Source organism: Nocardioides sp. Bht2 (assembly GCF_047308515.1).
GTDB lineage: Bacteria > Actinomycetota > Actinomycetes > Propionibacteriales > Nocardioidaceae > Nocardioides.
Genome location: NZ_JBLBWI010000002.1, coordinates 55,006 through 76,343, shown reverse-complemented (window position 1 = coordinate 76,343; position 21,338 = coordinate 55,006). Strand labels below are relative to the sequence as shown.

The window sequence follows — 21,338 nt, the reverse complement described above, 5'->3', positions numbered from 1 at the left end:
TGGCCTGTCCCCTCAAGGGACAGGCCATCTCTTCGTTGGCTCAGGCTGGTGAGCGGTGCTCGGCCAGCATGGTGATCCCGCGACGCAGGCCACCGGCCAGATCGCCGGCCGCGAAGGCCGACCGCATCTCCAGGACGACCAGGTCGACCTCGGCGTCGGCCACCTCGCGGCGCACCTCGCCACCGGTGACGATCTCGATGGTGCGGGCCTCCGGGTCCAGCGCGATCATGATCGAGCGCGCCGGTGCGACCAGGCGGTTGTGCAGTTGGGTGGCGAAGGCACGCGCGTCGGCGCCCTCCGTCTGACCCACGAAGACCGAGAACTCGAACCTGCTGGCGAGCTCGGCCTGGTGGATCGTCTTGTGGATCGCTAGACGATCGGCAGTGGAGAAATACTCACCACTGGCCACTTGCGCCTCCGGCCTTGGAGTCGGCCGAGTCGGGGGCGGGCAGTTCGTCGGTGCCCGAACGCGGGCCGCCGAACCATTCACTGTCGGGTGCGGCGTTGCTGTGCGCGAACTTGTCGCCACGGATCAGGCCCGGGGTGATCACGGTCAGGATGATCACGACGGCCATCGCCAGCGGGATGAAGAAGACGAGCGACAGGAAGAACATCGGGTCGACCGACTCAGGGTCGCTCCAGCCCTCCGGAACATTGGCGTTGGCCGGAACGGCAACAGCCACCAGGCCGAGCGCCAGACCAGCGACGGCGGCGCGCATGACACGACGGAACCAAACGGTGGAGTTCATCACAATAGACAATGATATCGGCTCCTCGTTTGGCTCGATCACCCACTGCCCGTAGCCTCCGTCACATGTCGTTGGTCCCCACGTACGACGAGTGCGATCCCGATCAGTCCTATGCCTGCCGGACGGTGTTCCGGCTCACCGACAACGAGTCTTTGGCCGATGTCGCGGTCTGGCTGATCGGCAAGCCGCTGTCTGTCGCTCTGCTCTTCGTCCTCGGTTTCGCCGCCCGCTGGTTGATCCACCGGTTCGTCGACCGGATGGTCCGCCAGGCCGAAGAGGGGTCGATGGCCTCGCGGGTCTCGAAGATGACCGTCGGTGGTCGCGGCCAGTCCCGGGAGACCTCCGCGCTCGACGCCGCAAGCCGTCGACTGCAGCGGGCCCGGACGATGGGCTCGCTGCTCAAGAGCATCGCTACCGGCCTGATCACCACGGTCGTGGTGATGATGGCGATCGCCGAACTGGGCTACAACGTGGCACCGCTGCTGGCCAGCGCCGGCATCGTCGGTGTCGCCCTCGGTTTCGGTGCCCAGAGCCTGGTCAAGGACTTCCTCTCCGGGATCTTCATGATCTTCGAGGACCAGTACGGCGTCGGCGACGTCGTCGACCTTGGCGAGGCCTCCGGCACCATCGAGTCGGTCAGCCTGCGGGTCACCCGGCTCCGCGACACCGAAGGCACCGTCTGGTACGTCCGCAACGGCGAGATCCTCCGGGTCGGCAACATGAGCCAGAACTGGGCGCGCTCGGTGCTGGACGTCGCCGTCGCCTACAGCGAGGACCTGGTCAAGGTCCGTCGGGTGCTGCGCGAAGTCGCCCACGCGATGTGGGAGGACGACGAGTTCCGCGGCATCGTGATCGAGGAGCCGGAGGTCTGGGGCGTGCAGTCGATGGGTCCCGACGGCGTGGTGCTGCGGGTCGCGGTGAAGACCGCCCCGCAACAGCAGTGGGCGGTCAGCCGCGAACTGCGGCAACGGATCAAGGCCCGCTTCGACTACGAAGGGATCGAGGTCCCCTATCCCGAATGGGTGACCCGCCAACCCGGCCAGCCGACGTCGCGCGGCGCGGCGATGGACCCGGGTCCCGACGCCGGTGGACCCCGGACGCCGAACGACGAGTGACGCCGCCGTCCGGCCGTAGCCACCGGCTGGGCACAATGGGAGCGTGGCGACTCAGAACACGGCAGCATCCTTCTACGACGAGATCGGCGGCGAGCCGACGATCCGGACCATCGTGGACACCTTCTACGCCGGCGTCGCCGACGACGAGCTGCTACGCCCGATGTATCCCGAGGAGGACCTCGGCCCCGCAGCCGAGCGGTTCACGCTCTTCCTGATGCAGTACTGGGGCGGGCCGACCACCTACGGCGAGCAGCGCGGCCACCCGCGGCTGCGGATGCGGCACGCGCCGTTCGAGGTCACCCCGGCTGCGGCCGAGCGCTGGCTGCACCACTTCCGCGCGGGCCTGGACGAGGCGAAGCTGACGCCCGAACAGGACGAGCAGTTCTGGGCCTACGCGACCCACGCCGCACAGTTCATGGTGAACACGCCCGGCTGAGGCCGGACGCCACCCGCGCTCAGGCCCGGGCGGCCTTGTCGAACTGCTCCTGGAACAGTTGCCGGACCCGCTCCGGAGCGGGTACCGCACTCTGGGTCTTCGAGTCGAAGGTCACCATCACCACGCGTGCCCGGCTGAGCATCACGTCGCCGTCGAGGATCACCGACTCCATCACGAACGACGACCGGCCGACGTGCGAGACCCAGGACTGCACCACGTAGGGCTCGCCGCGGAAGAGGATCGGCGTCTTGTAGTCGACGTCGCACTGGGCCACGACGAACTGGACACCGATATCGGATCCATCGTGCGCAACGTGCGTGATGTAGCCGATCCGCGCCTCTTGGAAGTACTCGAAGTACTTGACGTTGTTGACGTGCCCGTAGGCGTCGACGTCGCTGAACCGAACCTGCAGGTCGTAGCGCCCCTCGGGAACCAGCCGGGTCGCACCGATCGGCACCGATGGGCCGAGTGGCGACGCCTCGACGAAGCGCCGCAACACCTCCTTCTCGTCGGCGCGGAGCCGGCGCGGGCGCTCCTCGGCGAAGACGAAGGGGGCCAACACCGTGGTGGCGCGGAGGTAGACGATCCGCCCGGTGGGGGTCTCGTCGAAGATCTCGTAGGCCATCGTGAAGGAGCCCGCTCGGATCTCGGTGACCCAACATTCGATGGAGACCGGCTCAGCGCGGAACATCAACGGCGCCGCGAACTGCACCTCGTGGCGGACCACGACCAGGCCCTCCCCCACGTCGGTCGCCCGGATCTCCGGGGCGTGGGTGCGGAGCATGTCGATCCGCGCCTCTTGGAGGTAGTCGACGTAGATGACGTTGTTGACGTGACCGAGCATGTCGAGGTCGGCCCAACGGATCGGGCATCGGTACAGATGGCGCACGCGGTCATGCTCCCATGGGCCCGACGCCGGGCTCCACGAGGCGTAGGCCACATCGCAGACCGACTCGACCTCTCCAGGGCTACTGTGAGCGGGACTTGATCGATCGTTCTGTCGATGGAAACGGAGTTCCTCCATGCCCGAAGCTGTCATCGTCTCGCTCGCCCGCTCGCCGATCGGCCGCGCCAACAAGGGGTCGCTGAAGGACATCCGTCCTGACGACCTGGCGGCGACCATCATCAAGGCGGCGCTCGACAAGATCCCCGCGCTGGATCCCAACACCGTCGACGACCTCTATCTCGGCAACGGCCTGCCGGGTGGCGAGTCCGGCTTCAACATGGCGAAGATCGTCAACACCATCAACAACATGGACGCCGTCCCCGGCGCCACCGTGACCCGCTACTGCGCCTCCTCGGTGCAGACCACCCGGATGGCGTTCCACGCGATCAAGGCCGGCGAGGGCGACATCTTCATCTCGGCCGGTGTCGAGGCCGTCTCCCGGTTCAAGAACGGCACCTCCGACCACATCCCGAACACCAAGAACCCGCTCTTCGCCGACGCGATGGCACGGACCGAGGCCAACGCCAAGGGCGACGGCGTCACCACCCCCGTCTGGCACGACCCGCGCCAAGACGGTCTGCTCCCCGACGCCTACATCGCGATGGGCCAGACGGCGGAGAACGTCGCCAAGGTGCGTGGCCTAGACCGCCGCGAGCTCGACGAGTTCGCGGTGCGCTCGCAGAACCTGGCGGAGAAGGCGATCGCCGACGGCTTCTGGGCCCGCGAGATCACTCCGATCACCACCCCGGACGGCACCGTCGTCACCGCCGACGACGGCCCGCGCGCCGGCGTCACGTACGAGGCGATCGCCGGGCTGGACCCGGTCTTCCGTCCCGACGGCGTGGTCACCGCGGGCAACTGTTGCCCGCTCAACGACGGCGCAGCAGCGGTCGTGCTGATGTCCGACACCAAGGCCGCGGAACTCGGCCTGAAGCCGCTGGCGCGGATCGTCTCCACCGGCGTCTCCGGCCTCTCCCCCGAGATCATGGGCCTAGGTCCGGTCGAGGCCACCAAGCGGGCGCTGGCCAACGCCAGGATGAGCATCGGCGACATCGACCTGGTCGAGATCAACGAGGCCTTCGCGGCCCAGGTGGTGCCCTCCTACCAGGACCTCGGCATCGACATCGACCGGCTCAACGTCAACGGCGGCGCGATCGCCGTCGGCCACCCGTTCGGGATGACCGGTGCCCGGTTGCAGAACACCTTGGTCAACTCGTTGCAGTGGCACGACAAGAGCACCGGACTGATCACGATGTGTGTGGGTGGTGGACAGGGCATGGCGCTGATCCTCGAGCGCCTCTGAAATCCAGAACAACGGGTCGCGGCGGGTTAGGGTCGCTGATGTGAACGAGCCCCTACCTGAGCCGCGGTGGCTCGACCAGGACCAACAGCATGCGTGGCGTGCCTACATCAGCGGCACCACCTTGCTGTTGGACCGACTCGACGAGGAGCTCCGTCGCTCACACGAGATCGGGCTCAACGAGTACGAGGTCCTGGTCCGGCTCTCCGAGTTGCCGGACCACCGGATGCGGATGTCCTCGTTGGCCGATGCGATGCGGTTCAGCCGAAGCCGGATCACACACACCATCAAGCGGATGGAGAAGGCCGGCCTGGTGGAGCGGACCCAGTCGGTCGACGACGGCCGCGGCGTGATCGCGCAGCTGACCCCGCAGGGCTACGCCCGCCTGGTCGACGCCGCACCCACCCATGTGACAGGCGTGCGCGAGCACATCGTCGACCTGGCCGCCGGCCCGGACTTCGCGGCGATGGGCCGGGTCTTCGACGCCGTGGTCGACTCACTCGGACACGACAGCCCGGAGACCGACATCCGGTAGCCACCGATCACCATAGAAATGCCGAAAGCCCCGGCCTGGCCGGGGCTTTCGTCGTTGCTACGGGTGTTGCTCGCTCAGTCGCGGGTCAGCTTGCGGTGCGTGACCCGGTGCGGACGAGCGGCCTCGATACCCAGGCGTTCGATCTTGTTCTCCTCGTACGAGGCGAAGTTGCCCTCGAACCAGAACCACTTGCCGCTGTCCTCGGCGTCGCCCTCCCAGGCCAGGATGTGGGTGGCGATCCGGTCGAGGAACCACCGGTCGTGGGAGGTGACCACGGCGCAACCCGGGAAGTCGAGGAGCGCATCCTCCAGCGAGGAGAGCGTCTCGACGTCCAGGTCGTTGGTGGGCTCATCGAGCAGCAGCATGTTGCCGCCCTGCTTGAGGGTGAGCGCCAGGTTGAGGCGGTTGCGCTCACCACCGGAGAGCACACCTGCCTTCTTCTGCTGGTCCGGGCCCTTGAAGCCGAACGAGGCGACGTAGGCGCGGGAGTTCATCTCGAAGTTGGCGACCTTGATGAAGTCCAGGCCGTCGGAGACGACCTCCCAGACGTTCTTGTTCGGGTCGATTCCGCCACGGCTCTGGTCGGCGTAGGAGATCTTCACGGTCTGGCCGACCTTGAGCTCGCCGGTGTCCGGCTTCTCGCTGCCGGTGATCATCCGGAACAGGGTCGTCTTACCGACACCGTTCGGGCCGACGATGCCGACGATGCCGGCACGCGGCAGCGTGAACGAGACGTCGTTCCACAGCACCTTGCCCTCGAACGCCTTGGAGAGGTGGTCGGCCTCGAGGACGACGTCACCGAGCCGCGGGCCGGGCGGGATGTTGATGTCGGCGGTGTCGATCTTGCGCGCCTTGTCGGCCTCGGCTGCCAACTCCTCGTAGCGGGCCAGACGGGACTTGCTCTTGGTCTGGCGGGCCTTGGCGTTGGAGCGCACCCACTCGAGTTCCTTCTCAAGCATCTTGGCGCGCTTGGCGTCCTTCTGGCCTTCGATCTTGAGGCGGTCCTTCTTGGTCTCCAGGTAGGTGGAGTAGTTGCCCTCGTAGCCGTGGATCGAGCCGCGGTCGACCTCGGCGATCCACTCGGCGACGTTGTCGAGGAAGTACCGGTCGTGGGTGATCGCCAGGACGGCGCCCGGGTAGGTCTTGAGGTGACCTTCCAGCCACTGCACGGACTCGGCGTCCAAGTGGTTGGTGGGCTCGTCGAGGAGCAGCAGGTCGGGCTGCTGGAGCAGCAGCTTGCAGAGCGCGACCCGGCGGCGCTCACCACCGGAGAGGTTGTCGACGAGGACCTCGGGCGGCGGGCAGCGCAGGGCGTCCATCGCCTGGTCGAGGCGGCTGTCGAGGTCCCACGCGTTGGCGTGGTCCAGGTCGGTCTGCAGGTCGCCCATCTCGGCGAGCAGCGTGTCGAAGTCTGCGTCCGGGCTCGCCATCTCTTCCGAGATCGCGTTGTAGCGGTCCAGCTTGCCCTTGATCTCCGCGACGGCCTCTTCGACGTTCTCCAGGACCGTCTTGCCCTCGGTCAGCGGCGGCTCCTGCTGGAGCATCCCGACGGTGGCCTCGGGGTCCTTGATCGCGTCGCCGTTGTTGGGCTGGTCGAGACCCGCCATGATCTTGAGCAGCGAGGACTTGCCGGCACCGTTCGGGCCGACGACACCGATCTTGGCGCCGTGCAGGAAGGACAGGGTCACGTTGTCAAGGACAACCTTGTCACCGTGCGCCTTACGGACGTTGCGCAGCGTGAACACATACTCAGCCATAGCACGGCAGCCTACGGCCCGGAGGCTGCTCGGAGCCAACCGGGCCGCCGCTGCGGAGCCGGTCAGCCGGTCGTGGCCAGGCTCGTCTCGCCGACGAGTTCCTCGATCGTCTCGCCGTCGCTGCTGACCTGGCCACCGCCCACTCCGTAGCCACTGTTGATCTCGGCCAACGCACGCTCGTCGATGCCTTCGACGACGGTCCGTTCGAAGCTGCTGCGACCGCGGTTGAGGTCGTGCCCGATCACGGCGGCGTCGACCACCATCACCGGACGCGAGGCCCCGTCAGCAGCCGTCCAGACCTGGGTGGTGAGCTTGCCGTAGAGGGCGACCGCGTCGCCCTTCTGCAACGACTCGGCACAGTTACGACCGAGCTGGCGCCACGCGTTGACGGTGTACCAGTTGGTCTCGGCGTCCATCCAGGTCCGATCCCGGTTGCTCCACCGGCGCGGCGTGGAGGCGACCCGGAAGGTGGCCACGGTGACGCCGTCACCGAGGACCCTGGTCTCGACGTCGGTCCCGATGAAGCCGGAGATGTTGATGTAGTTCTCGTTCATGACTGTCCTTCGCATCGTCGAATGATTCGAAGGCCAGCCTGCGCGCCGGCCAACCGGCCGGCGGCGGGCCGAGTCAGCGCTGTGGAGAGTCACCCGGCAGGCGGGTTGTGGAGGAGAGCCGGGCCCGAGCACCGACCCGGCCGACTCAGCGGAGCGCTTCGCTGAGCCCGGTCCGAACCGCCTCGTAGGAGGCGAGCTCGGTCTCGATCGGCTGCACGACCAGCTCGTCACAGACCGCACGGATGCCGCTACGCAGCGTCCGGTCCGCCTCCCGAGCCTTCGCCCGAGCGGCGAGCGAGACCAGCACCCGCGAGAGCAGGGCCAGCACGATCCCGATCAGCACTCCCCCGCCGAGCAGGAGCCATGGCAGGCCGAAACCGGCCACCTCGGGCGGGTCGGGCAGGTCGCTGCCCGAGCCGTTGGCGACCAGCAACGCGGCCAACCAGCCGCCCCCGGCCACCGCCGCGATGATCAACAACCACTGCACGATCCGGACCAGATGGACCCAGGCCGGCAACGACGACGTCTTGAGGTCGCTGTCGCGCAGCACCTTGTCGAGGGCATCCGAGACCTGAGCGCTGCGGCTCAGCGAGGCCTGCCGGATGGCGGTCCGCCACGGCGGCGTCATCAGGGCGCTGACCTCGTCGGCCAGGCTGCGGATCGCGCTGTCCACCCGCGCCCGCTGAACCTGGGTCGGCTGCGGGACCGCGGAGCGCTGCCGCCCGCTGAACGCCTTGGCGTTCTCACCGAGGTCGAGCTCCAGCTTCCGTAACGGGTCGGGACGCAGCCGTGAGGTCCACGAGGTCAGCGGCCACCCCGTGGCGCGCTGTGCCCGGAGTCGGGTCGAATCCGCGATCGCCTCGACGACGACCGGAACCCCGGCTGCTTCGGCGCAGGCCTCTTCGAGTTCGTCGAGCCGTTCCCGCGGCGGGGCCTGCGGGCGACCGGTGCCGGACTCGGCGGCGAGCGCACCGGCGGCGGCGCGCACGTCGGCCTCCAACCGGGTCCGGGTCGCCTTCTTCGACGCCACGCGGCTGGCGAGCTCGTCCTTCAACTCGTCCATGCCTTGGCCGAAACGGGCGCTGATCGGCATCACCGGGACGTCGGCGAGCCCGTCGCTGTCCATCAACCGGCGCAGGTCGGCCAGCATCGCGTCGCGCTGCTCGGCGGGCACGGTGTCGATGTGGTTGAGCGCGACCACCATCACGTCGCTGTGCCGGGCCAGCTTCCGCAGGTAACGGTCATGCAGTGCCGCGTCGGCGTACTTCTGCGGGTCCACGATCCAGACCAGGACGTCGGCCAGCTTCACCAGCCGGTCCACCTCGAGGTGGTGCGACAGCTCGGTCGAGTCGTGGTCGGGCAGGTCGAGCAGGACCGTGCCGTGGAATCGGCGGTCCTCGCGGCCGGTGTCGAGCATCGAGTCGCGGGTGGTCTGGTGACGGGCCGCGATGCCGAGGAACTCGAGCAGTTCGGTGGCGCCTTCGTCACCCCACACGCAGGCGGTCGCCCACGAGGTCGTCGGGCGACGCACGCCGACCGCGGAGAGCTCCAGGCCGGTGATCGCGTTGAAGGTCGAGGACTTGCCGGAGCCGGTGGCACCGGCGATCGCGATCACGGTGTGCTCGGCCGACAGACGCAACCGGGCACGGGTTCGGGCGATCATCTCCTCCGCGGAGTCGATCAGGACGTCGTCGAGACGGCCCCGGGCGTGGGCGACAGCGGTCTCCAACCCCGAGACGCGTGGGCCGAGTTCGGCACCCAACGTAGACAGGCTCTGGGACCCGTCGAGAACGGACGTCATCTTCTCCCTTTGGGATGGTGCTAGGTCGATGGTGGGTCTCACTCTAGGCCGAGTGGTCGCCACCCTGTCGCTGATGGTGGGCAAAGCGCTCGTCGGTGACCCGTCGCGCTGCGGCGCGGAGCCGGTCGGGACCGCCGACGGCGACGCCGAGCGTGTCGATCCGAGCGACGTAGCGCGCCTTGTCAGCCTCGAAGAGCTCCGCCACCCGACGCTCCAGATCGGCCCGGGCCCGCTGCGTCAACGAGCGCACGGCCTGGTCGCCGAAGACCGCCTCGAGCAGCTTCTGGCCGAGCACCGCGCTCCCGCCGGCGATGCCGGCTTCGGCGCCTGCCAGACCACCGGTGTGCGCGAAGGCGACCACCATCAGGCTGACCCCGAGACCGTTGACGCCGAACGCCAGGAACCGTGCGGTGCCGCGCTTGTCGGCACCCTCGGTCCGGACCATCTCGAAGACACCCTGCTGCCACTCGCGGACCGCCTGCTCGGCGTTGCGCCGGAACTCGCGCGAAGCACGGCTGAGGTCGACGTCGCCCTCAGCGAGCAGCGCCTTGCCCTGGGCGGTCGAGCGCCAGGAGGCGGCAGCCTTCTCGGCAGCGGTCTCCGCGTGCTCGACGAGCAGGGTCTCCAAGCCGGCCTCGACGGCGACCTGGACCCGCTGTGCCTGCTGGGGCTTGCCCTTGACCGCGTTCACCAGGCGGTCGCGGATCCGACCGACCTGGGCCTCCAGGGAACGGAGCAGTTCACCGGTGCCGACGAACTCCTGCCAACGGGCCAGTACCTCGCCGCGCAGCATGGTGCCGTCGGCGGTCGCTTCGTGGACCGCTGCCAGCGCCCCGGCGTAGGCGTTCTCGACGTCGCTACGCAGCCCGCCGACCGAGCTCTCCTGTTCCGCGGCGGCGTTGGCCACGGCGTAGGCGCGCTCGGAGACGCTGCGGATCGCGCCGTTCAAGGTCTGCTGGACGACGGCCGCGCGGGCCTCGTTGTCGGCAGCCAGCGACTGCAGCCAGCCCCGGATGTCGGCGACGTTGGCCGGGGGCAACAGTCCGTTCTCGTCGACCGGACCCTCGTGGACGATGAAGAGCGGGGAATCCTTGAGGCCGCGGCTGGCCATCATCCGGGCCAGGTGGGTGGCCACGGTCTCGACCGCTTCGGCGGGCGTCCGGTCCAGCACCACCGCGACTGCCGCGTTCCGGTCGGCAGCCTGCTTGAGGAACTCCCACGGCACCTGGTCGGCGTAGCGGGCGGCCGAGGTGACGAAGAGCCACAGGTCGGCGGCGGCCAGCAGTTGGGCCGACAGGTTGCGGTTGCGCTCCTCGACCGAGTCGACGTCGGGGGCGTCGACGATCGCCAGTCCGCGCGGCACGTTCTGGGACGGGACCAACTGGATCGTGTAGGGCGCGTTGGTAGCGGTGGTGGTGCGGGTGAAGTCCGGCAGGATCCGGTCCTGGCCGAACCAGTGGCCGTCGTCGGGGTGGTGGACCAGCACCGGCGACATGGTGGTGGGCCGGAGCAGTCCGGCGAGGGTGACCTGCTGGCCGACCATCGAGTTGACCAGGGTCGACTTGCCGGCGCCGGTGGAGCCGCCCACCACCGCCAGCAAAGGGGCGTCGATGGTGGTCAGCCGCGGGATCATGTAGTCCTCGAGCTGGGCGATCATCTCGGTCCGCGACTCGCGCTGCGCCTCGGCGTCCGGAAGGTCCAGGGGCAGCGGAACCTCCTGGAGCGCGCTGCGCAACTGGATCAGCGCGGTCAGCATCCGGTTCGACTCACTCATCGGTGGCCCCCTCCTGAGGGCGTGGCAGGGAAGGCGATCCGGGACCGGGCGACGAACATCCGGTCCACGAAAACCTGCCCACGGGCTAGGTGATTCGGGGGTGCCGTGCCACGCAGCACCCGATGGTGAAGGTATCCCAGCTCCACTGCTGCCTGTTGATAGTCCCTCATCTGGGCCAACCCCTCAGCACCGCCATGGGCGCGGGCGAAGGCTCGGGCCCGGCGCCGGGAGGCCAGATCGACGACGTGTGGGATGTCGGCCGGCGCGATCAGCCCGCGTCGCGCGGCGTCGTCGAGGGCGACCCCGAGCAGGGTCCGTTCCCGCGACCGGACCCAGATCGCCAGGGCGACCATCAGACCGAAGACCGGCACCATCATCAGCGGGTAGACGAGCAGGAATCCGCCACCCTCGAAGAGCAGGGTGGAGCCGTTCCAGGCCGCGTGCATACCGACGGCGAGCAGGTAGCCCACCAGCGGCGCCAGCGCCTTGACCCAGCGCGAGCGGCTCGCCACCGCGAGGCCCAGACCGATCCCGGTGAAGGCGGTGAAGAGCGGATGCGCGAAGGGGCTGGCCAGGCAACGGAGCACGAAGAGGACACCGACCTCGGCGAGCCCGCCGGGGTTCTCGCCGTCGGTACCGGAGTAGGCAGCCGCCAGGTAGAGGATGTTCTCGGTGTAGGCGAAACCGATGCCCACCATGCCGGCGTACACCAGACCGTCGAGGACGCCGTCGAACTCGTGACGGCGCCACCACAGCAGCATCAGGATGAAGAAGCCCTTCGTGGCCTCCTCCACCACCGGCGCCACCACGACGAGTGAGAACTGGTCGGTCCAACCGACCACGAACCCGCCGATCCCCTGGACCACGATCGCGCCCAGGGTGGCGACGAACGCACCCCAGGCAAGGCCCGCGGCGAGCAGGCTCCGGGGCTCGGGCTCATAACGATCGAGCCACAGATAGCAGGCCAGCAACGGCCCCACCGGCACGAATGCCAACAGGGCCGCGAGCACCAAGGTGCTGGGCTCGCCGGAGAGCGCCAGGACGACCGCGATCGCCACGGCAGCAAGGGCCGTGATCACCGCGACCACGACCGTGAACACGATGCTGTCGAGCCGGCGTGAACGCATGGGGCGAAGCGTATCGGGCTCCGAGGCCGGAGCGTATGGTGGAACGATGAGTGAGCAGCAGAGTACTCGGACCGAAGCCGCAGCAACGCCCCGCACGGAGTCCCACGATCAGGCCGTTCCCGAAGCCTGGTCGGCGTTCATGCGCCAGGGGTGGGCAGACCACGACGAACCCCTCCCCGCGCTCCCGATCGCGGCCCAGACGGCGGCCCGGCGGCGCCGTCTCGCGGAGAGTTTCCCCGGTGAGCAGCTAGTTCTCCCCGCCGGTGGCTACAAGGTGCGGGCCAACGACACCGACTACCGGTTCCGCCCGGACACTGCGCACACCTACTACTCGGGCAACCAGACCTCGGACGCCGTGCTGGTGATCGAGCCGAGCGGCGAGGCCGTCCTCTACGCCCGCCCGCGGTCGAGCCGCGACACCGACGAGTTCTTCCGCGACCGTCAGTACGGCGCGCTCTGGGCCGGCGAGCGGGCCTCGCTGCTGGAGCTGTCGTCGTCACTGGGCATCGAGTGCCGCCACGTCGACTCGCTCGCCGACGCGATCGGTGGGGTCGGCAAGACCCGGGTGATGCGCGGCATCGACTCCCGGATCGACCACCTGGTCACCGCCGACACCGGCCGTGACGCCGAGCTGAACCGGGTGGCCTCGGAGCAGCGGTTGATCAAGGACCAGTGGGAGATCGACGAGCTCGCCGCCGCCTGTGACGCCACCACCCTGGGCTTCGAGGACTCCGTGCGCGAGTGGGCCAACGTGCTGAAGTACGGCGAGCGTTGGATCGAAGGCACCTTCTTCCGCCGGGCCCGGGCGATGGGCAACGACATCGGCTACGACTCGATCGTGGGCGGCGGTTCGCACGCCACCACGCTGCACTGGATCGACAACAACGGCGCCATCACGCCCGGTGAGCTCGTGCTGCTCGACATGGGCGTCGAGGGTCACAACCTCTACACCGCCGACGTCACCCGGACCCTGCCGGTCAACGGCACCTTCTCGCCGCTGCAGCGCGACCTCTACACCCTGGTCTACAACGCCCAGGAGGCCGGGATCGCCGCGGTCAAGCCGGGTGCTGCCTACCTGGCCGCCCACCACGCCGCGATGGAGGTGTTGGCGCACGGTCTCGGCGACCTCGGTCTGCTGCCGGTCTCCGTCGAGGAAGCACTGGACCCGAACTCCAAGGTCTACTCCCGGTGGACCCTGCACGGCACCAGCCACATGCTCGGCATGGACGTCCACGACTGTGGCGCCGCCGCCCCGGAGGCGTACACCCGCGCGGACCTTCGGGCCGGCATGGTGCTCACCGTCGAGCCCGGTCTCTACTTCCAGGCCGACGACCTCCTGGTCCCCGAAGAACTGCGCGGCATCGGGATCCGGATCGAGGACGACATCGTGGTCACCGCCGACGGTTCGACCAACCTCTCGGCCGCTCTCCCCCGCTCCGCCGACGACGTCGAGGCCTGGATGGGCCAGCACATCGGCTGAGGCACCTGCGTCACTCGCAACGAACAGCACGAGGCCCGCTCCCCGAAGGGAGCGGGCCTCGTCGCGTCGAGCGGCAGGCAGATCAGCCCTGCGCACCCTGCGAACGCCAGTAGTCGTTGATCGCACCGTTGGTCTTCACGAACCAGACGATGGAGCCGATCAGTGGCAGCAGGTTCCACAGACCGGTAAGGCCGCTGACCTTCTTCTCCAGGCCACGACGCTCACGGAGGTTGCCGACCTCGGCGGGGGTCAGGAAGATCATCACGAAGCCGACGAAGAAGCCGAGCAGCAGGGCGACGCCGCCGCCGATCCCCTGGCCGGAGTGACGCTTCATCTCCTCGTGCACCTTGTAGTACCAGTACAGGCTGTAGATGCCGAGGGTCACGATGAAGAGCAGGATCGCGACGCCGGTGCTGCGGATCTGGCCCAGTTCACCGGTTCCCGGCTGCTGGTAGGGCTGCACCGGGGCGTACTGCGCGTTCGGGTCGACGGGGTAGGCCGACGTCGGAGCGCCCTCGTTCGGCTGCCAAGCCGGGGGTGCCTGGTTGGGGTCGGTCATGGTGATGCTCCTTGTTCCATCGGTGGGGCCGGGAGGATTCCGCGACTCCCTCGTTGCTGCCTGCTTACCCCACTTCATCATCCGCCACACTTGTATTCATGAAGTTCTCCGAGAACGAGATGACCGTCGCCGTGGACGCTGCCGCTCGCCACCTGTTTCTCGCTCGGCAGATGCCCTGGCGACGTAGAGGCGCGCTAGACCGGTGGGAGAAGATGGCGCCCTTCGCCAAGTACCAGCTGCGGGCCACGGCCGGTGAGATGGTGCTGCCCACGCTGACCGCACTCCCGGAGCGTCCGGTCGAGTCCGGGCGCCCGGCGTTTACCGCGGCGGAGGTCACCGAGGCCGCCGAGGGCGGCGCCCGCGGCCTGCTGAACCACCGCGATCCCGAGGCCTGGGAGAAGCTCGGCGCCCGGCGCCGCAAGGCGATGCTGCACCTGACCAGCATGGTCACCCGGCTCGCGCTGGCCGCCATGCCCGAGCGGACCGCGCCGCCTGCGGCGTCCGGCGACCAGGAGCCGCCGACCGTTCCAGACACCCCCGAGGGCCTGATGTGAGCAGCAGCGAATCCGGGCCGGCCGCCGCGCTCGCTGCCGAGCGCGAGGAGCTGGCGGCCGCGCGAGCAGCGCTCGCTGCCGAGCGGGAGGCGCTGGACGCCGACCGCGCCCGCCTCAACGCCGACCGCGCCACGCTGGCGACCGACCGTGCCCGGCACGACGCGGAGCGGATGGCGCTGGCGGAGTCGGCACGGGTCGCCGCAGCTCGCGCCGAACAGGCGAAGAGCGCGGCTGCCGGCAGCATCCCGACCGTGAGTGCGTCATCGCACAGAATGGCACCCGCGACGTCCCACGCAGTGGCCGCCGCCGTCTGGCGCCAGCAGGAGTCCGGCTGCTATACCTGCGTCGTCGGCAACGCCGCAACCCGGGGCGAGCACGAGTTGCTGATGCAGCCCTGGCCCGAAGGCTGGCTGGTCGTTGCCGGTCTGGAGGTGACCGACCGAACTCGTAGCCGTGAGGTGGACGCGCTGGTGATCGCGCCGCACGGCCTGCTCGTGATCGAGCAGAAGGACACCTCCGCACGTGGCTCGCTGCTCTTCGCACCCAACGGTCCGCCGCTGCTGGATGGCATCGCGCTCGACCCGCTCTCCGGGGCCCTCCGTCAGGCACGACTCCCAGCGCAGATGCTCGGAACGAGCCTGAGCGAAGCCGGCATCCGCGCTGGCTACGTCGCGGCCCTGCTGGCGATCCGCGGCCAGGTCCGGGTAAGCCCGGATCGGGTCGGCGCTACTCATCTGGCCGTCACCCGCGACGCCGTCAGGGTGGCCCGTAGCCTGCTCGATCGCGACCATGACGAGGAGCGGCTCACTGCCGGCACCGTGCTTGCCGTGCTCAGCCATCTGGCGCTGCCACTGCGCGGGCTCCCCTCACTGCAGGACGTCGGCTTCGCCGACTCGTCCTGGTAGCCGGACCCGCTCACCGCCGCGGAGGAGTGAGCACGCCCTTGCGCACCTGAGGTCGGAATTCTCTGCCGGGCTGCGAGGCACTGACGGTACGAGCCGGGGCGGCGAGGACACATCACTGGAATCGGGCGAGCGCCCGCGCTGCCGGGGCGCTGACGGCGCTGATGCGTGAGCTTCGAGCGTTGTCTCCCGTTGCGCCGCCGAATACTGGTCTCTGCGCATTTCCGGGACTCCCGCGCCGAGGAGGTGGCGCCGCCACTAGTCTTCGCAACGCTGGCTCTCGGGGTCGGCCACTCGCCCCCTATCCTAGGAGTCGCCCCGATGTCTCGTGCCCTAGCCGCCGCACGCACGCAGGTCCTCGCCGTCCTCGGCCTCCTGCTGGTCGCCACCGGCCTCCAGGTCGCCACCACCGCACCGGCGGTGGCCAACCCCGCCGGTACCCACCTGGTGATCAACGAGTACTCGGGGGGCAACGGCACTGGAACGGCAGCCACCGACGAGTACATCGAGCTCTACAACCCGACGTCGGAGACGATCACCTTCACCGGCACGATCCAGTACAAGTCGGCGTCCGGGTCGACCTACACCGCGGTGAGCCCGGTCACGAACTTCGTGGTCCCGGCCTACGGCTACTGGCTGGTGGCCGGCATCAACTACAGCGGCGTGGCCGCGCCCGACTCGCGCTACAGCTTTGACGGGTCGGCATCCACGACCGGAGGCGGCCACATCGCCCTGACCGGCGCCACGACCGGGGTCACCACCCCGGCCGCCGACCCCCTGCGGGTCGACCTGCTCGGCTTCGGCACGGCCAACACGCCCGAGGGCACGGCGGCACCGAACCACCCGCCGGCCGGCGGGTCGCTGCGGCGCACCAACGCCCGCGACACCGACAACAACAGCGTCGACTTCATCCAGTCCTCCACCCGCTCGCCGCGCAGCTCGACCTCACCCGCCACCACCATGACCGACCCCGGCGCCCAGAGCTTCGCGGTCGACACCGCCATCACCCCGTTCTCCGTGACCGCGTCGGGCGGCCGGGCGCCGTACACCTACGCCGTCTCCGCAGGCTCCCTGCCGGACGGGCTCTCGATCTTGTCGACGATCGGCGAGATCAGCGGCACGCCGACCGCGGCCCGTGCCGCCGCCGCCGTCACCGTACGCGCCACCGACGCCAACGGCGACCCGTCCTTCCGGACTTTCTCGATCGAGGTCACCGACGAAGCGCCCGACCCGGTCACGGTGACCTCCCCGGGCAGCCGGAGCCTCACCGTCGGGACCGAGATCACGCCGTTCTCTCTCGCGACCTCCGGCGGCACAGCGCCGTACACCTACGCGGTCACCGGCGGCTCCCTGCCGGACGGCCTCACGATCTCGCCGTCGACCGGGGAGATCAGCGGCACGCCGACCACGGCCCGCGCCGCAGCAGACGTCACGGTGACCGCGACCGACGACGAGGGCAGCACCGGCTCGACGACGTTCTCGGTGTCGGTCGCCCGCGGCACACTCAGTACGGCGACGCCCACGATCGATGACACCGAGCCGGCCGTCGGCGACGTCCTGACCGCCAGCCCCGGCGAGTGGGGACCTGCCCCCGTCCAGCTCGTCTACCAGTGGCTGGCCGACGATGCGGCGATCGACGACGCGACCTCCGCATCGCTCACGGTCACCACCTCGTTGGTAGGCGCGAGGCTCGCGGTCCGGGTCACGGGCAGCCGCGCGGAGTACGACACCACGTCGGTCGACTCGCTCGCGACGTCCGCCGTCGTGGCGAGCGCCGTCCGCTTCACGACATCACCAGTCGTCGCCGGAACGCTCGTCGTCGGGGGGAGCCTCACTGCCGACCCCGGAACCACGGTCCCGGTCGCCGAGGGGGTCGCCTACCAGTGGCGACGCGACGGCGCACCGATCACCGACGCCACCGATGCGACCTACACCCTGGTCGCGGCGGACCTCGACGCCGACATCTCGGTGACCGTCTCGGCCTCCCACACCGGGTACGACGACGGCTCGGAGACCTCGCCCGCCCGCGGCCCGGTCGCGGCCGCCACCTTCACCACCGGCCCCACCGCCACCATCACCGGCACCCCCGTCGTCGGCGGCACCCTCACCGGCCACCCCGGCACCACCACCCCCACCGCCGACTCCTTCACCTACACCTGGACCGTCGACGGCGACACCGTCGCCACCACCAACACCCTCGACCTCACCCCCGCCATGCTCGGCGAAACCGTCACCCTCACCATCACCGCCCAACGCCACGGCTACACCAACGCCACCAACACCTCCGACCCCACCAACCCCATCGCGGCCGCCACCTTCACCACCGGCCCCACCGCCACCATCACCGGCACCGCCCGGATCGGCCAGGTCCTGACGGCGTCGGCCGGATCCCCGGTCCCGACCCCCGATTCCCTCTCCTACCGCTGGTACGCCGACGAGACGCCTATCGCCGACGCCAACACCCCCACGTTGGCCCTGACCAGGGCACACGCGGGGCGGCGGATCGCGGTCGAGGTCGTCGCTCTCCGCACCGGCTTCGCCGAGGCGGTCTCTCGCTCGTCTGCGACCGCTGCGGTCGCAGACGACCCGGCGCCGAGCCTGACCCTGAGCGTGTCCGGACCGAACGGCCAAGCACCCAGCACCTCCACCACAGCTCACCGCGGCGCCAAGGTCGTCGTGCGGTGGTCCTCTACGGGAGGCGACCTGCGCGCCACCGGCAAGCTGCGCAAGGTCTTCAAGAAGCGGTTGGGCGCGGGCCCGATCCCGCGCAGCGGGCGCATCAGCGTCAGGCTCCAGCAGCCCCGCAAGCATTGGCTGCGGCTCTCCGCGACCAATGCCTCCGGTACGACGACAGCCAGCGCCGCGGTGTCGGTCATCCGAGTTCCGAAGCGCCTCCACGTGGATGCCCCGATGACGGCCAAGCCTGGCGCAACGATCGTCGTACGGGCACGCGGCCTCGGCCTGGGCGAGCGCTACTCGATCACGGTGTCTGGGGCTGCTCTCCCTCGGCAAGTGCTCATCGGTCGCACACGGCCCAACCAGATCGTTGTCCGAAGAATCTCGGTGCCTGAGTCCGCAGTCTCCGGCAAGCGCTTCCGGATCACCGTCACCGGGAGCACCGTGCGCCGGACCGGAAGCGCGGTCGTCCGGGTTCGCTGACGAGCCCCCGTTGGCGCAGAACGTCCGCGACGGCGCCGGGGGCTGGCGGCGTCGCGGGCGGAATGACGCGACGGTCCTCAGGCTTGGTCCGTCGTGTCGCAGGACCACGGGGCAGGAAGGTCCCGCGCACGGTTTGTGGCACCAGGGCGCACGACTGAGGAACGACCTCAGCACCGACTGCCGCGTGCCGACCGCTTCCCCATCTACCGCCTCCGTAGCTCAGCTGGACAGGGTGAGGATCTGCGCCACCGTTCCCACCGGTCCCTGGAGATCGTGGATGACCGAGCTGGTCAGGCCGACGCCGCCGCGACCGAAGGTGACCCGCGTCTCGAAGCCGACCCAGTCGCCGGTCGGGATGCGGTGCAGGTGCGCGGTCAGGTCGACGTTCGGGAAGGCGACAGCCTCGGGGCGGGCACGCACCGCCATTCCGTTGGCGACGTCGAAGAGCAACGCCGCGCGGGCCAGGTCACTGACCGGCTCCTCGGTCAGGAGCACGTCGGTGGCCCGCAGCCAGTAGACGGCGGCACCGAGTTCGAGTTCACGACGGCGCACCTCGATGCTGGCGATGAAGTCGCCGGCCCATAGCGTGCTCGGATCGAACGGCGCCAGGTCAGCCCGCGCCGGGAGCGGGCCGATCGGGGTGCCGGCGATCGCCGAGGTCTCGCTGGTCCGGAGCAGCCAGGCGCGGAGCCGCAGCGCCGACCGACCGTTGTGGCTGAGCACTGCTTCGACCAGTTCGACCGAGCGCCCCGGCCGGAGCACCGCCACCTCGGTGGTCATCGGTTCGATCGGGATCGGGCCCAGGATGTCGTAGCTGAGCCGACCGACCCGCAGATCGTCGCGGCCACGCGCCTGACGGTCGGTCTCGACCACGTGGGCGAGCAGCCCGATCGAGGGCGCGATGTGCTGTTCCTTGATGTTCCACGCACCCGCGGTCTGTTGGCTGGGCGTGTACTCACGTTCCCCGGTCCGCTCGAAATACGCCATCTGCTTGCTACCTCCCAGAGCTGAAGATCAAGCCACGCGGACCTGCGCCGGCGGCTCGGACTCCCCGGATTCGGACTGTACGGCCCGACGCCGGGCACGGGCCGTCCAGCTTCTCGTCCGCCCGTCCCGATGTAGCCCAGGTCACCTCCGAGCGCCGATGTAGCAAGCCGTGGGAATCCGAGCCGGGCTGGACAGAAGTGGGGAGAAACCGGGGGGAAGCGGCGGATTTCTGGAGGGAGTTCTGTGGATCTGGCCTCCGTAGCGTTTCTGTCATCCCCCAGACCGGTTCTCACCACGGGAACCGCACGAAACAGGAGTCCCCCATCATGGCTGCAACCTCGATCAAGATCCTCCTCCCGCTGGCCACCGTTGCCGCGGCCGGCGCCGTCGCCATCGGCTCGGGTGCCACCTTCACCTCCACCACCGGCAACACGATCAGCGCCGTCACCTCGGGCTCGCTCAAGCACACGAACTCCAAGGACAACGCCGCGATCTTCAACCTGACCAACATCAAGCCGGGCGACACCATCAACGGCTCGCTGACGATCACCAACACCGGTTCCCTGCCGGCCGCGTTCAGCCTCACCGAGACCTCGTCGTCCAACGCCTTCGACGCCGACTACCTGAAGCTGGTCATCACCAACACCACCACGGGTACCCAGGTCTACTCCGGCAACTTCGGTGGCCTGACCGACGGCGCCAAGAACGCGCTCGGCCAGATCGACGCCGGAACCGCGAACAGCTTCCGATTCACCGTGACCCTCGACCAGGCGGCGCCGAACAGCCAGCAGGGCAAGACTGCCAGCGCTGCCTACGCGTGGGACTCGGTTCAGCTGGACGGTGCCACCACCGACCAGTGACCTGTTGGGGGGTGGCAGGGGATAAAGGCAGGGCGCTGTCCCCGGCGCCCTGCCGCCCCTCCTGCGCACACTCTCTCCGCCATCCCAAGACCCGAAGGAGCCCACGATGACCCACTTGGCCCGTGCCACCCGCCGTCTGTCGAGGCTCCTGATCACCTTGACCCTGGTCGCGCTCACCCTCGGCTGCGTGGCCTATCTCGCTCCCGGCCTCTTCGGCTACGACCGCTATGTGATCACCGGCGGCTCGATGTCGGGCACCTTCGAGAAGGGCTCGGTCGTCTTCGAGGAGGAGGTCCCGGTCGCGGACCTGAAGGTCGGCGACGTGATCACCTACCTGCCGCCCGCCGACAGCGGCGTCGGCACCCTGGTCACCCACCGGATCATCTCGATCCGACCCGACAGGACCGGCACCCTGGTGTTCCGCACCCAGGGCGACGCCAACCCCGACCCCGACCCGTGGAAGTTCAGCCTCACCGGCCAGAGCCAGCCCGTGGTCCGGCACGCGGTACCGCACGTCGGCTCGGCGCTGATCGCCTTGGCCGACCCCGAGATCCGGCGGATGGTCATCGGGCTCCCGGCCGCGGTGATCGCCCTGCTCGCTCTGCGCGACCTGATCCGCGTCCTGCAGACCCAGCACCGTGAGCGGGCCAAGCACCGGCTCACCCCGGCCTGAGACTGCTCCGCCCCTTCCCCGTAGCAAAACGGGGAAGAACTGTGGCCAACGTGTGGAAAAGCCGTGGCCC

General features: G+C 69.3%; 20 protein-coding genes. 10 read left to right on the top strand and 10 right to left on the bottom strand.

Features of this window, described 5'->3' with window-relative positions:
* Nucleotides 1-40 precede the first annotated feature (40 nt).
* Together ACLM5J_RS05580 and ACLM5J_RS05575 are read right to left on the bottom strand one after the other, a co-directional pair.
* Nucleotides 41-409: a DUF5130 family protein gene (locus tag ACLM5J_RS05580; protein ID WP_413655077.1), complete on the bottom strand. Its 369-nt coding sequence runs from the start codon at nucleotides 407-409 to the stop codon at nucleotides 41-43.
* Nucleotides 396-749, bottom strand: coding sequence for a hypothetical protein (locus ACLM5J_RS05575; RefSeq protein ID WP_413655076.1), 354 nt, complete (start codon nucleotides 747-749; stop codon nucleotides 396-398). The genes ACLM5J_RS05580 and ACLM5J_RS05575 overlap by 14 nt, the downstream gene beginning before the upstream one ends.
* 65 nt (nucleotides 750-814) lie before the next feature.
* On the opposite strand from ACLM5J_RS05575, the gene ACLM5J_RS05570 reads away from it, so the two are divergent.
* Both ACLM5J_RS05570 and ACLM5J_RS05565 read left to right on the top strand, forming a co-directional pair.
* Nucleotides 815-1,864, top strand: coding sequence for a mechanosensitive ion channel family protein (locus tag ACLM5J_RS05570; RefSeq protein WP_413655075.1), 1,050 nt, complete (start codon nucleotides 815-817; stop codon nucleotides 1,862-1,864).
* 43 nt (nucleotides 1,865-1,907) lie between these two features.
* Nucleotides 1,908-2,300 (top strand): globin, encoded by a 393-nt coding sequence (locus ACLM5J_RS05565; RefSeq protein WP_413655074.1) that lies wholly within the window; start codon nucleotides 1,908-1,910, stop codon nucleotides 2,298-2,300.
* A 19-nt stretch (nucleotides 2,301-2,319) separates the two neighbouring features.
* Here the strand turns inward: ACLM5J_RS05565 and ACLM5J_RS05560 are convergent, their stop codons facing one another.
* Nucleotides 2,320-3,189, bottom strand: a complete 870-nt coding sequence (locus ACLM5J_RS05560; RefSeq protein ID WP_413655073.1) for an acyl-CoA thioesterase — start codon at nucleotides 3,187-3,189, stop codon at nucleotides 2,320-2,322.
* A gap of 133 nt (nucleotides 3,190-3,322) precedes the next feature.
* Between ACLM5J_RS05560 and ACLM5J_RS05555 the strand changes: the two genes are divergently transcribed.
* Entirely contained in the window at nucleotides 3,323-4,549 is a 1,227-nt protein-coding gene (locus ACLM5J_RS05555; protein WP_413655072.1) for an acetyl-CoA C-acetyltransferase, read from the top strand.
* A gap of 40 nt (nucleotides 4,550-4,589) precedes the next feature.
* Nucleotides 4,590-5,081 (top strand): MarR family winged helix-turn-helix transcriptional regulator, encoded by a 492-nt coding sequence (locus ACLM5J_RS05550; RefSeq protein ID WP_413655071.1) that lies wholly within the window; start codon nucleotides 4,590-4,592, stop codon nucleotides 5,079-5,081.
* Between the two features lie 74 nt (nucleotides 5,082-5,155).
* On the opposite strand, the gene ettA is transcribed toward ACLM5J_RS05550, so the two are convergent.
* The 5 genes from ettA to ACLM5J_RS05525 form a co-directional block, all read right to left on the bottom strand.
* Nucleotides 5,156-6,838, bottom strand: a complete 1,683-nt coding sequence (ettA, locus tag ACLM5J_RS05545) for an energy-dependent translational throttle protein EttA (protein ID WP_413655070.1) — start codon at nucleotides 6,836-6,838, stop codon at nucleotides 5,156-5,158.
* 62 nt (nucleotides 6,839-6,900) lie between these two features.
* The gene (locus ACLM5J_RS05540) at nucleotides 6,901-7,392 is read right to left on the bottom strand and encodes a single-stranded DNA-binding protein (protein ID WP_413655069.1); all 492 of its coding nucleotides are present in this window, start codon (nucleotides 7,390-7,392) and stop codon (nucleotides 6,901-6,903) included.
* Between the two features lie 145 nt (nucleotides 7,393-7,537).
* Nucleotides 7,538-9,193 (bottom strand): GTPase, encoded by a 1,656-nt coding sequence (locus tag ACLM5J_RS05535; protein WP_413655068.1) that lies wholly within the window; start codon nucleotides 9,191-9,193, stop codon nucleotides 7,538-7,540.
* A gap of 43 nt (nucleotides 9,194-9,236) precedes the next feature.
* A complete protein-coding gene (locus ACLM5J_RS05530; RefSeq protein WP_413655067.1) occupies nucleotides 9,237-10,967 on the bottom strand; it encodes an ABC transporter in 1,731 nt (576 codons plus the stop codon).
* Nucleotides 10,964-12,094, bottom strand: a complete 1,131-nt coding sequence (locus ACLM5J_RS05525) for a PrsW family intramembrane metalloprotease (protein WP_413655066.1) — start codon at nucleotides 12,092-12,094, stop codon at nucleotides 10,964-10,966. Before ACLM5J_RS05525 ends, ACLM5J_RS05530 begins: the two co-directional genes overlap by 4 nt.
* A gap of 46 nt (nucleotides 12,095-12,140) precedes the next feature.
* Here ACLM5J_RS05525 and ACLM5J_RS05520 point away from each other — a divergent pair, with 46 nt between their 5' ends.
* Nucleotides 12,141-13,574 carry an aminopeptidase P family protein gene (locus ACLM5J_RS05520; RefSeq protein ID WP_413655065.1) on the top strand — a complete coding sequence of 478 codons (1,434 nt, stop codon included), beginning with the start codon at nucleotides 12,141-12,143 and terminating at the stop codon, nucleotides 13,572-13,574.
* An 82-nt stretch (nucleotides 13,575-13,656) separates the two neighbouring features.
* Here the strand turns inward: ACLM5J_RS05520 and ACLM5J_RS05515 are convergent, their stop codons facing one another.
* Nucleotides 13,657-14,133 (bottom strand): DUF4234 domain-containing protein, encoded by a 477-nt coding sequence (locus ACLM5J_RS05515; protein ID WP_413655064.1) that lies wholly within the window; start codon nucleotides 14,131-14,133, stop codon nucleotides 13,657-13,659.
* A 98-nt stretch (nucleotides 14,134-14,231) separates the two neighbouring features.
* Here ACLM5J_RS05515 and ACLM5J_RS05510 point away from each other — a divergent pair, with 98 nt between their 5' ends.
* The 3 genes from ACLM5J_RS05510 (at nucleotide 14,232) to ACLM5J_RS05500 (ending at nucleotide 18,748) form a co-directional block, all read left to right on the top strand.
* The gene (locus ACLM5J_RS05510) at nucleotides 14,232-14,687 is read left to right on the top strand and encodes a hypothetical protein (RefSeq protein WP_413655063.1); all 456 of its coding nucleotides are present in this window, start codon (nucleotides 14,232-14,234) and stop codon (nucleotides 14,685-14,687) included.
* Nucleotides 14,684-15,592 (top strand): nuclease-related domain-containing protein, encoded by a 909-nt coding sequence (locus tag ACLM5J_RS05505; RefSeq protein ID WP_413655062.1) that lies wholly within the window; start codon nucleotides 14,684-14,686, stop codon nucleotides 15,590-15,592. Before ACLM5J_RS05510 ends, ACLM5J_RS05505 begins: the two co-directional genes overlap by 4 nt.
* Nucleotides 15,593-15,910: 318 nt before the next feature.
* A complete protein-coding gene (locus ACLM5J_RS05500) occupies nucleotides 15,911-18,748 on the top strand; it encodes a putative Ig domain-containing protein (RefSeq protein ID WP_413655061.1) in 2,838 nt (945 codons plus the stop codon).
* 219 nt (nucleotides 18,749-18,967) lie between these two features.
* On the opposite strand, the gene ACLM5J_RS05495 is transcribed toward ACLM5J_RS05500, so the two are convergent.
* Nucleotides 18,968-19,735 (bottom strand): thioesterase family protein, encoded by a 768-nt coding sequence (locus ACLM5J_RS05495; RefSeq protein WP_413655060.1) that lies wholly within the window; start codon nucleotides 19,733-19,735, stop codon nucleotides 18,968-18,970.
* Between the two features lie 326 nt (nucleotides 19,736-20,061).
* On the opposite strand from ACLM5J_RS05495, the gene ACLM5J_RS05490 reads away from it, so the two are divergent.
* Complete coding sequence (locus tag ACLM5J_RS05490; RefSeq protein WP_413655059.1) at nucleotides 20,062-20,595, top strand: TasA family protein; 534 nt, start codon at nucleotides 20,062-20,064, stop codon at nucleotides 20,593-20,595.
* A 106-nt stretch (nucleotides 20,596-20,701) separates the two neighbouring features.
* Nucleotides 20,702-21,268: a signal peptidase I gene (locus ACLM5J_RS05485; RefSeq protein WP_413655058.1), complete on the top strand. Its 567-nt coding sequence runs from the start codon at nucleotides 20,702-20,704 to the stop codon at nucleotides 21,266-21,268.
* The last annotated feature ends 70 nt before the right edge of the window (nucleotides 21,269-21,338 follow it).